At 64.2% G+C, this 14,632-nt stretch carries 13 protein-coding genes, 1 other RNA gene and 2 pseudogenes; 14 read left to right on the top strand and 2 right to left on the bottom strand.

Going from position 1 to position 14,632, the window contains the following annotated elements; genetic code table 11:
* Window positions 1-116: 116 nt before the first annotated feature.
* Window positions 117-635, bottom strand: coding sequence for an SspB family protein (locus ACVIGA_RS09620; protein ID WP_456666194.1), 519 nt, complete (start codon window positions 633-635; stop codon window positions 117-119).
* 143 nt (window positions 636-778) lie between these two features.
* Window positions 779-1,144: a transfer-messenger RNA gene (gene ssrA, locus ACVIGA_RS09615) on the bottom strand.
* 187 nt (window positions 1,145-1,331) lie between these two features.
* On the opposite strand from ssrA, the gene ACVIGA_RS09610 reads away from it, so the two are divergent.
* From ACVIGA_RS09610 to ACVIGA_RS09545, 14 genes and pseudogenes are all read left to right on the top strand, one after another.
* Window positions 1,332-2,675, top strand: a complete 1,344-nt coding sequence (locus ACVIGA_RS09610; protein ID WP_456666193.1) for an IS1380 family transposase — start codon at window positions 1,332-1,334, stop codon at window positions 2,673-2,675.
* Between the two features lie 169 nt (window positions 2,676-2,844).
* Entirely contained in the window at window positions 2,845-3,456 is a 612-nt protein-coding gene (locus tag ACVIGA_RS09605) for a chromate transporter (RefSeq protein WP_456666192.1), read from the top strand.
* The gene (locus ACVIGA_RS09600) at window positions 3,453-3,986 is read left to right on the top strand and encodes a chromate transporter (RefSeq protein ID WP_456666191.1); all 534 of its coding nucleotides are present in this window, start codon (window positions 3,453-3,455) and stop codon (window positions 3,984-3,986) included. The genes ACVIGA_RS09605 and ACVIGA_RS09600 overlap by 4 nt, the downstream gene beginning before the upstream one ends.
* 144 nt (window positions 3,987-4,130) lie before the next feature.
* Window positions 4,131-4,580, top strand: a pseudogene (locus tag ACVIGA_RS09595) (tripartite tricarboxylate transporter TctB family protein); the annotation flags it as partial.
* Window positions 4,581-4,587: 7 nt separating this feature from the next.
* Window positions 4,588-6,102, top strand: a complete 1,515-nt coding sequence (locus tag ACVIGA_RS09590) for a tripartite tricarboxylate transporter permease (protein WP_456666190.1) — start codon at window positions 4,588-4,590, stop codon at window positions 6,100-6,102.
* Window positions 6,103-6,232: 130 nt separating this feature from the next.
* Window positions 6,233-7,213 carry a tripartite tricarboxylate transporter substrate binding protein BugD gene (locus ACVIGA_RS09585; RefSeq protein WP_456666189.1) on the top strand — a complete coding sequence of 327 codons (981 nt, stop codon included), beginning with the start codon at window positions 6,233-6,235 and terminating at the stop codon, window positions 7,211-7,213.
* Between the two features lie 177 nt (window positions 7,214-7,390).
* Complete coding sequence (locus ACVIGA_RS09580; RefSeq protein WP_092115855.1) at window positions 7,391-8,185, top strand: thymidylate synthase; 795 nt, start codon at window positions 7,391-7,393, stop codon at window positions 8,183-8,185.
* On the top strand, window positions 8,185-8,670 hold the full coding sequence (locus ACVIGA_RS09575) for an N-acetyltransferase family protein (protein ID WP_456666188.1): 486 nt from the start codon (window positions 8,185-8,187) through the stop codon (window positions 8,668-8,670). The genes ACVIGA_RS09580 and ACVIGA_RS09575 overlap by 1 nt, the downstream gene beginning before the upstream one ends.
* Window positions 8,670-9,182, top strand: a complete 513-nt coding sequence (locus ACVIGA_RS09570; RefSeq protein ID WP_375776098.1) for a dihydrofolate reductase — start codon at window positions 8,670-8,672, stop codon at window positions 9,180-9,182. The genes ACVIGA_RS09575 and ACVIGA_RS09570 overlap by 1 nt, the downstream gene beginning before the upstream one ends.
* 144 nt (window positions 9,183-9,326) lie before the next feature.
* Window positions 9,327-10,469 (top strand): FtsH protease activity modulator HflK, encoded by a 1,143-nt coding sequence (gene hflK, locus ACVIGA_RS09565; RefSeq protein WP_375776097.1) that lies wholly within the window; start codon window positions 9,327-9,329, stop codon window positions 10,467-10,469.
* On the top strand, window positions 10,466-11,365 hold the full coding sequence (gene hflC, locus ACVIGA_RS09560; RefSeq protein ID WP_456666187.1) for a protease modulator HflC: 900 nt from the start codon (window positions 10,466-10,468) through the stop codon (window positions 11,363-11,365). Before hflK ends, hflC begins: the two co-directional genes overlap by 4 nt.
* Before the next feature lie 103 nt (window positions 11,366-11,468).
* Complete coding sequence (locus tag ACVIGA_RS09555) at window positions 11,469-11,669, top strand: DUF2065 domain-containing protein (RefSeq protein ID WP_092115850.1); 201 nt, start codon at window positions 11,469-11,471, stop codon at window positions 11,667-11,669.
* A 290-nt stretch (window positions 11,670-11,959) separates the two neighbouring features.
* On the top strand, window positions 11,960-13,456 hold the full coding sequence (locus ACVIGA_RS09550) for a Do family serine endopeptidase (protein ID WP_223975535.1): 1,497 nt from the start codon (window positions 11,960-11,962) through the stop codon (window positions 13,454-13,456).
* A gap of 179 nt (window positions 13,457-13,635) precedes the next feature.
* Window positions 13,636-14,625 (top strand): annotated as a pseudogene (locus tag ACVIGA_RS09545) (IS30 family transposase); the annotation flags it as partial.
* Between the last annotated feature and the right edge of the window lie 7 nt (window positions 14,626-14,632).

Genomic DNA, 14,632 nt, shown 5'->3' with positions numbered 1-14,632 from the left:
CCACGCGACAGCGGACGCGCGGAGGCACGTTCATGCAGAACATCGTCCGGGATGACGGTCTGTCATCCCGGCCCTCGCGAGCATCCTACAAGGTCGCGGATCGATCGGTGTTTAGATTATTTCTTGCGGAAGCGGTCCAGCCGCACGACCTCGGCGCCTTCGCTGGGCTTCGCCGGCTCCTGCTCGGTCTCGGCCGTCTCGGGCTCGGCCGCCCGGGCGGCCGGCGCGGGAAGGGGAGAGGCCGGTGCCGTCGCGGGCGGGGCGTCCTCGGACAGCGCCTCCGAGACGTCGAACCGCAGATCGAACGGAGCGGACGGATCGAGGAAGCGCGTCACCGCGGCGAACGGCACGTTCAGCCGCTCGGGAATCCCGCCGAACGACAGGCCGACCTCGAACCGGTCCTCGGTCACGACCAGGTCCCAGAACTGGTGCTGCAGGATGATGGTCATGTCCTCCGGATACTGCGCGAGCAGCCGCGGCGACAGCTTCACGCCATCGCCGTGCGAGAGGAAGGTGATGTAGAAATGGTGCTCACCCGGCAGGCCATGTTCGGCTGCGTCCGACAAGACCCGGCGCAGCACCCCGCGCAGCGCGTCGCGCGCCAGCACGTCATATCGGATGTGATCGGTCGCCATCGTATTCCTGTCGCTTCGAAAATGCCGGCAGGGCCTCGTCGGACCTGTCCGACTCGCCCTTTTGGCCATGCTACCCCGCCGGGACCCGGAAATCAGCAGGGCTGGCAGCGGAAAATGCGGGCGGACGCCCGATCGGGAAATAAAGTGGAGGCTTCTGTTGCCAGGTGCCTCCGAACCCCGCCTAACGGAGCTTAACCCGTTAGGACTTTAAGATGGTCTTTCAAACTGCGTTACGCAGCCTGAGCAACCGGAGCAAAGTTGTCGTTGGCAACTATTGCATTAGCCCGATAACGGCGGAACCATACCGAGAAAAAACACGCCCTTTACGCCCTCGTCGATCCTATTTCGCCCCCGCCAAAAGCCACCGAAGCTAGAGGCTCGGATGGGTTTTGGTGGAGGCGCCGGGTACCGCCCCCGGGTCCGAATGGTTTATTGCGACGGCCATTTATTTCCATAGCCGGCGAACCGGCACCCCCAATATAGGCGGCACGAACGAAGAAAAATAGAGCCGATTCAGGCTTGTTCAGGTGTGAAAACACGCCGATTTGGGTTGGCCCGCGTCCTGACGCCGTTCTAGCCCGTCTTATTCATCAGCGGCTTGTTGAGAGGCTGGCGAGCGTGGCGTAAGCCGCTGAGGTGGCGTAGGATTCGGTTGCTGACACCCACCCTCCGCGCATCCGGGCCGCCACACTCGCCATGACCGACGATACGAGTCTGCCGTTCTCATTTCCAGCCGTTTCCCGCAAGAAGATCACAGCCTCGTTCGACGGCGGCAAGCTGACGTCGGATGGCGGCGTCATGCTTCTGGCCATGGCGGACCGGCGCCTCGGCTTGGCCGCGAAGTTGTCCTGCGTATTCCCCGAGCGGCGCGATCCGGGACGCATCGTGCACAGCCTTGCGGATATGATCCGCGCCCGCATCTTTGCCATCGCGTGTGGCTACGAGGATGGCAATGATCTCGATCGTTTACGCGGCGATCCGGCGTTCAAGCTGGCTTGCGGCCGACTGCCGGACACTGGCCGGGATCTGTGTTCGCAGCCGACCCTATCGCGCCTGGAGAATGCACCACACCTGCGCGAGGTGATCCGGCTGAGCTCTGTGCTGGTTGACCTATGGATGGACAGCTACGCGCGAGCGCCGAGCGCAATCACGCTCGACATCGACGACACGGTCGACGTGGTGCATGGCCGTCAGCAACTCTCGCTGTTCAACGCCCATTATGATGAACACTGCTTCCTGCCGATCCACGTCTACGACACCGAGCACAGCCGGCCTGTTGCGGTCATCCTGCGCCCCGGCAAGACGCCGAGCGGCCGCGAGGTGCGGGCACACCTGCGCCGCCTGGTTCGGCGCATTCGCCGGCGCTGGCCCGATACGCGTATCACCTTCCGCGGCGACAGCCATTACGCCGGCCCCGAGGCGATGACTTTTTGCGAGCAAAACGGCGTCGATTACATCTTCGCGCTAGCCGGCACGAAGCCGCTCGCCAGAAAGGTCGACGAGGTCTGTGATGCAGTTCGAACCGAACGTGCGATCGAGAACAAGATCGTGGTTCGCGGCTACACCGAGACCCGCCACGCGGCCGGCTCCTGGCATCGTGAGCGCCGCGTCGTCGCCCGCATCGAGGCAACCCAACAAGGGCTCGACGTCCGCTACGTCGTCACCAGCCTGGATATCGGCTCGGCTGAGTGGATCTATGACAGCCTCTATTGCGCTCGCGGACAGGCCGAGAACCTGATCAAGCTGCACAAGACCCAGCTCGCCTCCGATCGCACCAGTTGCCGCTCGGCGCTCGCCAACCAGGTCCGCCTCGTCTTCCACACCGCCGCCTATTGGCTCATCCTCGCCGTGCGCGATGCCATCCCAAAGCCGCGCGATCTGGCAACGGCCGAGTTCAACACGATCAGGCTCAGGCTTCTCAAGATCGCAGCCCGCGTCATCGAGACCGCCACCCGCGTCCGTCTCGCCTTCGCTGCGGCGTGCCCCAACGCCGACCTGTTCCGCGGCTTGGCAAACGCTCTGGTCCCGCAAGCACCCTGACGCGCGGGGCATGAGCCCCGGTCACCCCGCTGCCGTCCTCCAACGCGTTCACGAAGTCGGGTCGAAAAGCGGCGAAAAAGCCGAAGCGTTCGCGCGCGCCTTCACCCCGACCGGAAATGTTCCAGCTGCCCCGCCCGGCAATCATGAATAAGACGGGCTAGATTTTGCCATGCCCCCGGAATCCCCGCCGGTTGCCGCCCCGGCGCCGGATGCCTCCGTACCGTCTGCGCCCCTCCAGCCCGGCCTGCTCGAGCTGTTCCTGGCCTTTGCCAAGATGTCGCTGGCCGGCTTTGGCGGGGTCCTGGTCTGGGCCCGGCGGTCGATCGTCGAGCAGCACCGCTGGATGACGGCGGAGGAGTTCAACGAGACCTTCGCGCTGTGCCATTTCCTGCCAGGTCCGAACATCGTCAACCTGTCGGTCGTATTCGGCTCGCGCCTTCGCGGCATAGCCGGCGGCCTTGCGGCCTTCGCCGGACTGGTGGGGCCGCCGATGGTGATCGCGACAATCCTTGCCGCGCTCTACGCCCGCTACGGCGATATCGACGTCCTGCGCCGGACGCTCGCCGGCGTGGCCTGTGCCGCGGTCGGTCTGCTGTTCGCGGTCGTCCTCAAGATGATGATGCCGCTGTTGAAGCGGCGTGATGTCACAGGCCTGGTCATTCTGGCGGCGGTTTTCGTCGCGATCGGTCTGATCCGATGGCCGCTCCAGATCGTGCTGCTGGCGGCGATCCCGCTCAGCATCGCGACGACAGTTTTGGTGCGACGCATGGTGAAGGCATGAGCTCGGAGCCCAGCCCGATCGCAGCGCTGGTCTGGACCTTCGGTCTGATGTCGCTGTTTGCGGTCGGCGGGGCCAATTCGGCGATCCCCGAAATGCACCGCGCTGCCGTCGACGTGCATCACTGGCTGACCGACAAGCAGTTCGCCGACGTGTTCGCGATCTCGCAACTCTCGCCGGGACCGAACGTGCTGATCGTGACACTGATAGGCTATTCTGTCGCAGGCGTCGCGGGGGCATTGGCCGCAACGATCGCGATGTGCGGACCGACCGCGTTGCTTGCCTATTATGTGAGCCGTTTCCTCGATCGCTCGCGCGACGCGCGCTGGCCGGCGATCATTCAGGCCGCATTGGTTCCGCTGTCGATCGGCTTGATGGCTGCCTCCGGCCTGATCGTGGCGCAGACATCAGACCAAAGTTGGATCGCGATCCTGATCACCATTGTCGCAGCCGCGCTTGCTTTTGCGACACGGATCAATCCCTTATGGATGCTGCTTGCCGGAGGTCTCTTGGGTTTTGCTGGCGTTGTCTGACGAAAATCGCTAGCAAGGCTTTCGGTCAACGCACCACAAGCCAAGCCATTCAATCACAACGGGCGGGACAGCCCTGACGGGGGAAGCGCAGTCATGAGCGATACGCCAAGTGAGGCGCCGGTCAAATCGATCTTGCCGAAATGGGTGCGCGGTCCGCAGGACTTTGTCGGCGGGCTTGTCATGATGGCGGTTGCCCTGTTTGCGTTGTGGGCTTCGAGCGATCTGCAGGGCATGCATGGATTCTCGTTTGGTGCCGGAACCGCACCGCGCATGTTCGCCGTGCTGCTGCTGCTGCTCGGCGGCGCTGTCGCGCTGATGGGGCTCCTGAACGACGGCCCGCATATCGCGGCCTATTCATGGCGCGGGCCGCTGTTCGTATCGGCAGCGATCGTGTTCTTTGCGGTGTCGATCCGGCCGCTTGGGCTCGTCGTCACGGCATTTGCCAGCTTCATGATTGCGGCACTCGGCTCGGAGGAGACGAAGTGGCTGGAGGCGACCATCGTAGGCGCCTGTCTGACGCTGGGCTGCGCATTGTTGTTTCCTTACGTGCTGGGACTTCCGATGCCGATGTTCCCTCGTTTCCTGATTCAGTGAGGGCGCAATGGATCTGTTCGCCAATCTCGCCCACGGTTTTGCCGTCGCGCTTTCGCCGATTAACCTTCTGATGTGCCTGATCGGCGCACTGGTCGGTACGCTGGTTGGCGTGCTGCCGGGCATCGGCACCATCGCCACCGTCGCGATGCTGCTGCCGATCACCTTCGGCCTGCCGCCGGTCGGCGCGTTGATCATGCTCGCCGGCATCTATTACGGTGCGCAATATGGTGGCTCGACCACCTCGATCCTGGTCAATATTCCGGGCGAGGCGACTTCGGTGGTCACCGCGCTCGACGGCCACCAGATGGCACGACAAGGCCGCGCCGGCCCGGCGCTCGCGATTGCCGCGATCGGCTCGTTCTTCGCCGGTTGCGTCGCGACCGTGCTGATCGCCGTGCTCGGTGCGCCGCTGACCAAGCTCGCGCTGGCGTTCGGCCCGGCCGAATATTTCTCGCTGATGGTGCTCGGCCTGATCTTCGCGGTGGTGCTCGCCAAGGGCTCGGTGCTGAAGGCGATCGCGATGATCGTGTTCGGCCTGCTGCTGTCGATGGTCGGCTCCGACATCGAGACCGGCGCCTCGCGCATGGCCTTCAACATCCCCGAGCTTGCCGACGGCCTCGGCTTTGCTACCGTTGCGATGGGCGTGTTCGGCTTCGCGGAGATCATCCGCAATCTCGACGCCGGCGCCGGGATGAGCCGCGATCTGGTGCAGCAGAAGATCACCGGCCTGATGCCGACCAGGAAGGACCTGATGGATTCCGCGCCGGCAATCGTGCGCGGCACTATCCTCGGCTCGATCCTTGGCATCCTGCCGGGCGGCGGCGCCGTGATCGCGTCGTTTGCCGCGTATACGCTGGAGAAGAAGATTGCCAAGGATCCGTCGCGGTTCGGCCGCGGCGCGATCGAGGGCGTGGCGTCGCCGGAAAGTGCCAACAACGCCGCGGCGCAGACCTCGTTCATCCCGCTGCTCACGCTCGGCATCCCGCCGAATGCGGTGATGGCGCTGATGGTCGGCGCGATGACCATTCATGGCATCGTGCCGGGTCCGCAGGTGATGGTGAAGCAGCCGGACCTGGTCTGGGGCATGATCGCCTCGATGTGGATCGGCAACCTGATGCTGATCATCATCAACTTGCCGCTGGTCGGCATCTGGGTCCGTCTGCTGCGCGTGCCGTACCGGCTGATGTTCCCCTCGATCGTGATCTTCTGCGCGATCGGCATCTACTCGGTGAACAACGCGCCGGTCGACGTCGTGCTCGCGGGCGCGTTCGGTCTGGTCGGGTACTGGCTGATCAAGCACGATTTCGAGCCGGCACCGCTGCTGCTCGGCATGGTGCTCGGCCCGCTGATGGAAGAGAACCTGCGTCGTGCACTCCTGATCTCGCGCGGTGACTGGAGCGTGTTCCTGTCGCGGCCGCTGTCGGCAGTGCTGCTGGCGATCGCGGCGGGTCTCCTGGTGCTCGCCGTGCTGCCGACCTTGCGTGCAAAGCGCGACGAAGTGTTCGTGGAGTCCGAGGGCTGAGTGCTTCGCCTGCGTCGGCGCGCCGCAGGCGGAAGTCGAATCGACACTCGATGTCGTCTCATGAAATGAAAATGCCGGCCGATTTGGCCGGCATTTTTATTTGGTCAAAACGTTCCCGGGAGGAATTGAGATGATGTCCGTTCGCTCGCTTGCGGGCGCATGCCTTTCGGCATTTGCCGCGCTGGGCGCATTCGCCGTGCCGGCCTCCGCGCAAAACTATCCGACCCGTACCATCACCATGATCGTGCCGTTCGCAGCCGGCGGTCCGACCGACGTGATCTCGCGCATCGTCACCGCGCACATGGCGCAGACGCTCGGACAGAGCATCGTCATCGAGAACGTGGTCGGTGCCGGCGGCACCACGGCGACGACGCGCGCCGCACGCGCCGCCAATGACGGCTACACGCTGGTCACCGGACATATGGGCACGCACGCGGCGTCCGTGCCGCTCTATCCGAAGCTTGCCTATCATCCGGAGAAGGATTTCGAGCCCGTCGCGCTGCTCGCGGGCACGCCGATCCTGATCCTTGCCCGCAAGGATTTCCCGCCGAAGGATCTGAAGGAATTCGTCGCCTACGTGAAGGCCAATGCCGACAAGGTCAACGCCGCGCATGCCGGCATCGGCTCGGTCTCGCACGCCTCCTGCGAGCTGTTGAATTCGATCCTCGACGTCAAGCCGGTCGGCGTGCCGTTCAACGGCACCGGCCCTGCCATGAACGCACTGGTCGCCGGCCAGGTCGATTACATGTGCGACCAGATCGTCAACGCGGTGCCGCAGATCAACGCCGGCACCATCAAGGCCTATGCGGTCGCGACCCCCGAGCGCAATCCGTCGCTGCCCAATGTCCCGACCACGGCAGAGGCCGGCCTGCCGGCGTTCCAGGCCCAGGCCTGGAACGCGATCTTCGCGCCGAAGGGAACTTCGCCCGCGATCATCGCCACGCTGAATGCCGCGGTCATCAAGGCGCTCGACGACGAGAACGTGCGCAAGCGGCTGCTCGAACTCGGCAGTGTGATCCCGGCGCCCACCCACCGCACGCCGGAGGCGCTCGCGACCCTCGTCAAAAGCGAGATCGCGAAGTGGACCCCGGTGCTCAAGCCGGCAAGTTAAGCCAACGCGATCAATCAGATAGGGCAGGGGCGGAACACAAGTTCCGCCCCTTGTCGTTTGGCGCAAGGGTGCTCACTTTTCGGGGTATAATCGGTGCAATCAGCCGAATCAGCGTGTCGGCCGGCGGCCTCGACCGTTAAGTTCGCCGCTTCCCCCGAAGGGTCCGAAACCAACGCCATGAACCAGTATCACGACCTGCTCGAACGCATCCTCGCCGATGGCGCCGAGAAGCACGACCGCACCGGCACCGGTACGCTGTCGATCTTCGGCCACCAGATGCGCTTCAACCTGTCGGCCGGCTTCCCGATGCTGACCACCAAGCGGTTGCCGCTGAAGGCGATCGTGCACGAGCTGCTCTGGTTCCTCGCCGGCGACACCAATATCAAATATCTCAACGACAACGGCGTCACGATCTGGGACGAATGGGCCGACGCCAATGGCGATCTCGGTCCGGTCTACGGCTCGCAATGGCGCTCGTGGCCCGCGCCCGATGGCCGCAGCATCGACCAGATCGCTGGCGTGATCGAGATGATCAAGCGCAATCCGGACTCGCGGCGGCTGATCGTCAGCGCCTGGAATCCGGCCGAGGTCGACAAGATGGCGCTGCCGCCGTGCCACTGCCTGTTCCAGTTCTATGTCGCGAACGGCAAATTGTCCTGCCAGCTCTATCAGCGCTCCGGCGACGTCTTCCTCGGTGTGCCCTTCAACATCGCCTCCTATGCGCTGCTCACCATGATGGTCGCGCAGGTGACGGGCCTCAAGCCCGGCGATTTCGTGCACTCGCTCGGCGACGCGCATCTCTACTCGAACCACCTCGAGCAGGCGCGGCTGCAATTGACGCGGCCGACGCGGCCGTTGCCGACGATGGCGATCAATCCCGACGTGAAGGATATCTTCGCGTTCCGCTACGAGGACTTCAAGCTCGAGGGTTACGACCCGCATCCGCACATCAAGGCTGAAGTCGCGGTCTGATGTCGCTCACCATCCGCCGCGCGCGGCCCAATGAGGCCGGACTGGTGTTCTCGCTGGTCCGCGAGCTCGCCGACTACGAAAAGCTTTTGCACGAGGTCCACGCCAGCGAGGCCGATATCGCCGAGGCGCTATTCGGCGGCAACCCGCGGCTGACTTGCGACATCGCGGAATGGAATGGCGAGCCGGCCGGCTTCGCGGTCTGGTTCGTCAACTTCTCGACCTTCGCCGGCCGCCACGGCATCTATCTCGAGGATCTCTTCGTGCGTCCGGCACTGCGCGGCAAGGGCATCGGCAAGGCGCTGCTGGTGCATCTGGCCAAGCAATGCCTCGCCAATGGCTGGTCGCGGCTGCAATGGGCGGTGCTCGACTGGAACGCGCCGTCGATCGCGTTCTACAAGTCGCTCGGCGCCGAGATGATGGACGAATGGACGATTTGCCGCGTCTCCGGCGAGGCGCTGTCGGCGCTCGCGCAAGGAGCGCGCTGATGGAGATCGTGCTCGTCGTCGCGGTCGCCGAGAACGGCGTGATCGGAAATGCCAACGCAATCCCGTGGCGGCTGAAATCCGACCAGCAGCGCTTCAAAACGATCACGCTGAACAAGCCCATCGTGATGGGACGCAAGACGTTCGAATCCCTGCGCCGGCCGCTGCCGGGGCGCACCAACATCGTGGTGACGCGCGATACGAATTATCGCGCGCGCGGCGCCATCGTCACTACGTCGTTCGAAAATGCCCGCGCCATTGCGCTTGGTGACGCGCTGCGGCGTTTCGCCACTGAAATTGCCGTCATCGGTGGCGCGGAAATCTATGCGCAATCGATGGGCATGGCCGATCGGCTGGAGATCACCGAGGTTCACGCCCGGCCCGACGGCGATACACGGTTCGACACTATCGACGCGAAAGAGTGGGACGAGGTCGCGCGCGTGCGAAATCCGGCTGGTCCGGACGACAGCGCGGACTTCTCCTATGTGACATATCGTCGGCGCGGCCGGGGTTAACCAATGTTTGCATTGACAATTTTGCCCCGGCGCATAGCTCGTCCGGCAAGGAAGCTTGCGTTGTAAGGGCCTGAGCGGTCCCCTATAACCGGGCCGGACATTCGAGGCCGGGCGTCCCGTCCGGACTTGTCGAGGAGATGTTTGATGCCGTGGAAAAATCAAGGCGGGGGGCCATGGGGCTCGGGTCCGAAAGGACCATGGGGCACAGGTCCGCAGTCAGCCGGGCCGAGGCCGCCGGATCTTGAGGATCTGCTGCGGCGCGGCCAGGACCGGCTGCAGCAGTGGATGCCCGGCGGTCATTTCAGCGGCATGGGCATCGCGCTGGTGCTGGTCGCCGCGCTGGCGATCTGGTTCGCCACCGGGATCTTCCGCGTCCAGTCCGAAGAGCTCGGCGTCGTGCTGCGCTTCGGCAAATACGTCCGCGATGCCCAGCCGGGCCTGCGCTACCACCTGCCGTATCCGATCGAGACGGTGCTGCTGCCGAAGGCGCTGCGCGTCAACACGATCTCGATCGGCATGACCCTGATCGACGATCCCGCACGGCGCGGCCGCACCATGCGCGACGTGCCGGAAGAGAGCCTGATGCTGACCGGCGACGAGAACATCGTCGACGTCGACTTCACCGTGCTCTGGCGCATCAAGCCGGGCGGGGCCGGCGCCTATTTGTTCAACATCCAGAATCCCGAAGGCACCGTGAAGGCGGTTGCCGAAAGCGCGATGCGTGAGGTGATCGGCCGCTCGCAGATCCAGCCGATCCTGACCGGGGCGCGCAACGTCACCGAGCAGAACGTCCAGGAGCTGATGCAGAAAACGCTCGACAACTACAGCGCGGGCATCCAGATCACCCAGGTGCAGATGCAGAAGGTCGATCCGCCGGCGCAGGTGATCGACGCATTCCGCGACGTGCAGGCGGCGCGCTCCGACCTCGAGCGCAAGCAGAACGAGGCGCAGACCTACGCCAACCGGATCGTGCCGGAGGCGCGTGGTCGGTCCGCGCAGATCCTGCAAGCCGCCGAGGGCTACAAGGAGCAGGCGGTCGCCGAGGCCAAGGGCCAGAGCGCACGCTTCCTGAAAGTCTATGATGAATACAAGAAGGCACCCGAAGTGACGCGCGAGCGCATCTATCTGGAGACCATGGAACGCGTGCTCGGTAGCTCCGAGAAGCTGGTCTATGACGGCGGCCAGGGCCAGAATATCGTGCCCTATCTTCCGCTCGGCGAACTGACGCCGCGGCGTCCGCCGGCAGCGCCGGCCACGACCGGCCAGCAGCAGGGAGCCACCCGATGAGGTCCCCTGTCACCGGCATTGTGTCCCTGATCGTCCTCTTCATCGTGCTCGCCGTCGGCTACAGCTCGATGTTCACCGTGGCGCAGACCGAGCAGACCATCGTGCTGCGGTTCGGCGAGCCGGTTGAAGTCGTCACCGATCCCGGCCTGCACTTCAAGGCGCCGTGGAATTCGGTGATCAACGTCGACAAGCGCATCCTCGATCTCGAAAACCCGTCGCAGGAGGTGATCGCCTCCGACCAGAAGCGGCTGGTGGTCGACGCCTTCGCGCGCTATCGCATCAAGAATGCGCTGCGCTACTACACGAGCGTCGGCTCTATCCAGGCCGCCAATCTGCAGCTGACCACGCTCTTGAACGCCGCGCTGCGCCGCGTGCTCGGCGAGGTCACCTTCATCACGGTGGTGCGTGACGAGCGCGAGAAGCTGATGGCACGGATTCGCGAGCAGCTCGACAAGGAGGCCGACGGCTACGGCATCGAGGTCGTCGACGTCCGGATCCGCCGCGCCGACCTGCCGGAGCAGAACAGCCAGGCGGTATACGACCGGATGAAGTCCGAGCGTCAGCGCGAAGCGGCCGAGTTCCGTGCCCAGGGCGACCAGAAGGCGCAGGAGATCCGCTCCAAGGCCGACCGCGAAGCAACGGTGATTGTCGCCGAGGCGAACTCGACCGCGGAGCAAACCCGCGGTGCGGGCGATGCCGAGCGCAACCGCCTGTTCGCCGAAGCCTATGGCAAGGACAAGGACTTCTTCGCGTTCTATCGCTCGATGACGGCCTATGAGAATAGTCTGCGCTCCGGCGATACACGTTTCCTGTTGCGGCCGGACTCGGAATTCTTCAGATACTTCGGCAATGCGAACGGCAAGTCGCCTGAGGCGGCCGCCGCGCCGAAACAGTAACGTCACGACCTGAACATCACGACTTGAACGATTTGGCGGCGATGCGGAACACGCGTCGCCGCCACTCAACAACAATAAGCATCGAGCGGGAGGCTGCCATCCGATGAAGTCCATAGCGTTCGGCGACTTCCTCATCGGGTTGGGAATCCTGTTCGTGCTCGAAGGCATCCTGTTTGCGGCAAGCCCCGCCTGGATGCGCCGGGCGATGAAGAGCGCACTGGCGACGCCCGACAACATCCTGCGCATCGTCGGCATCGGCTCGGCGGTTGCGGGACTGATCCTAATCTGGCTGGTGCGGCGCTAGATTTAGCTGTCGTTCCGGGACATGCGAAGCATGAACCTCCGGTGCGCAATTGCGCACCGGGGAACCTCAAGATTCCCCAGGGCGCAATTGCGCCCCTGAGGTCTGGTCCTTCGGACCATCCCGGAATGACAAACAAGACTGAACATAATCGTGAGCCTCTCGCGGCCGGTTTTTCGCCGAAATGCCCGGCTGAGATGCTTGCGCCATATGCCCGTTCGGGCGCACTCTATGATCACGGGCGCATACTGCGACCAACTAATTTGAACCCGTTTGCCTGGAGAAACTCCGACATGATCGCTGCCAGACCAGCCCTGAGCCGTCGCCTCCGCATGATGGGAGCTGCGATCTCGATCGGTGCTGCGAGCATGCTGAGCTCCGGGCCGGCGTCCGCGCGCGGCCCCGAGGGCATCGCCGACATCGCTGAGAAGGTGATCGACGCCGTCGTCAACATCTCGACGTCGCAGACGATCGAGGCCAAGGACCGGACGATGCCGCAGCTGCCACCCGGCTCGCCGTTCGAGGAATTCTTCGACGACTTCTTCAAGAACCGCCGCGGCCCGCCCGGCAAGGGCGGCGACAAGAGCGGCGAGTTCCAGCCGCGCAAGACCAACTCGCTCGGCTCCGGCTTCATCGTCGACACCGCGGGCATCGTCGTCACCAACAACCACGTTATCGCCGACGCCGACGAGATCAACGTCATCCTCAACGACGGCACCAAGATCAAGGCCGAACTGGTCGGCGTCGACAAGAAGACCGACCTCGCGGTCCTAAAGTTCAAGCCGCCGAAGCCGCTCACCTCGGTGAAGTTCGGCGACAGCGACAAGATCCGTCTCGGCGATTGGGTGGTCGCGATCGGCAACCCGTTCAGCCTCGGCGGCACGGTGACGGCAGGCATCGTCTCGGCCAAGAACCGCGACATCAGCCAGGGCCCGTATGACAGCTACATCCAGACCGACGCGGCCATCAACCGCGGCAATTCCGGCGGTCCGCTGTTCAACCTCGATGGCGAGGTGATCGGCGTCAACACGCTGATCATCTCCCCGACCGGCGGCTCGATCGGTCTCGGTTTCGCGGTGCCGTCGAAGACGGTGGCCGGCGTCGTCGACCAATTGCAGAAGTTCGGCGAGCTGCGTCGTGGCTGGCTCGGCGTGCGCATCCAGCAGGTCACCGACGAGATCGCCGACAGCCTCAACATCAAGCCGGCGCGCGGCGCGCTGGTTGCCGGCGTCGACGACAAGGGTCCGGCCAAGCCGGCCGGCATCGAGCCGGGCGACGTCGTCGTCAAGTTCGACGGCAAGGACGTCAAGGATCCGAAGGATCTGTCGCGCATCGTCGCCGACACTGCGGTCGGCAAGGAGGTCGACGTCGTCGTCATCCGCAAGGGCAACGAAGAGACCCGCAAGGTCACGCTCGGCCGGCTCGAGGACAACGACAAGGCTCAGCAAGCCAACGCCAAGCCCAAGGACGACACCGCCGAGAAGCCGGTGACCCAGAAGGCGCTCGGTCTCGACCTGGCCGCGCTGAGCAAGGATCTGCGCACCAAGTACAAGATCAAGGACAGCGTGAAGGGCGTTATCGTCACCGGCGTCGACAGCAACTCCGATGCTGCCGAGAAGCGTCTGTCGGCCGGCGACGTCATCGTCGAGGTGGCGCAGGAGGCGGTGTCCAGCGCCGCCGACATCAAGAAGCGCCTCGATCAGCTGAAGAAGGACGGCAAGAAGTCCGTGCTGCTGCTGGTTTCCAACGGCGACGGCGAACTGCGCTTCGTCGCGCTCGGCGTGCAGTAGAGGCGCGCGCTCACGCCTCACCCGTCACTGTCATCCCCCGCGAAAGCGGGGGATCCAGTACGCCGGGGCCGTTCTTGTTGAGGAAGTGGGCAACGGCTTTTCCAAGTAACTTGCATCGGTGGTTATGGGTCCCCTGAGTTCACAAACGAAGTGCAACACTTCCTTGAGGAGGTGTTGCCATGGGGCGGACTTACAAGCAGCTCTCTCTGGACGACCGATGCGAGATTGCCTGTCTATCGGCCAATGGCAGCTCGGTCCGGCAAATCGCGGCAGCTCTGGATCGCTCGCCATCAACAATCTCTCGGGAACTGAGCCGTAATCGGAGCGTTCAGGCTGGCTACAAGCCAAATTATGCCCAGCAACAGATGCGAGCGCGGCGCTGGACGGGCGGACGCCTCGAACGGGAGCCCGTCCTGCGCCGCGCGGTGTTGCAACGCCTTCGCCGAGGTTGGTCGCCCGAGCAGATCGCCGGCCGGCTGGCGCGCGAGTGCGGGCACAAGGTGATCTCCCACGAGACCATCTACCGCTTCATCTATGGCCAACTCAGGCGCACCTCGGACTTCAACTGGCGACGCTACCTGCCGCGCGCCAAGAGCAAGCGCGGCCTCCGCGGCAAGCGAGGCGGCAGCCCCGCAAGCTTCATCGAAGGCCGTGTTTCCCTGGCAAATCGGCCCCTTGAGGTTGCCGACCGTAGCGTCGCCGGGCATTGGGAGGCCGATTTGATGATGTTCTCGAAGTACGGTCAGGCCGTGCTGACCGTGCATGAGCGCACCTCTCGCCTGCTGCTCGGCATCCGCCTTGCCAGCAAGGTTGCGCGCGGTGTCGCACGCCATCTCGTCCGCTTCTTCGCTGCCCTTCCACAAGAGCTGCGCCAGACCGTCACCTTCGACAACGGCACCGAGTTTGCCGGTCACCTGGCGCTACATCGCCTCTCGATCGAGACCTTCTTCTGCGATCCCCACGCGCCCTGGCAGAAGGGTGGTATCGAGAACGCCATCGGCAGGATGCGCCGCTTCATCCCTCGCAAAACGGATCTCGTAACCCTCTCGACCGCCAGATTCCGCCAGTTCATCGCCACCTACAACAACACCCCACGCAAATGCCTTGACTACCGCACGCCTGCGGAGTCCTTTGCCGATCAAGTGTTGCACTTCGAGTGTGAATCCACCTCCCGGC

This window comes from Bradyrhizobium sp. USDA 3240 (genome assembly GCF_054063295.1).
This window is presented reverse-complemented; position numbering and strand designations above follow the sequence as displayed.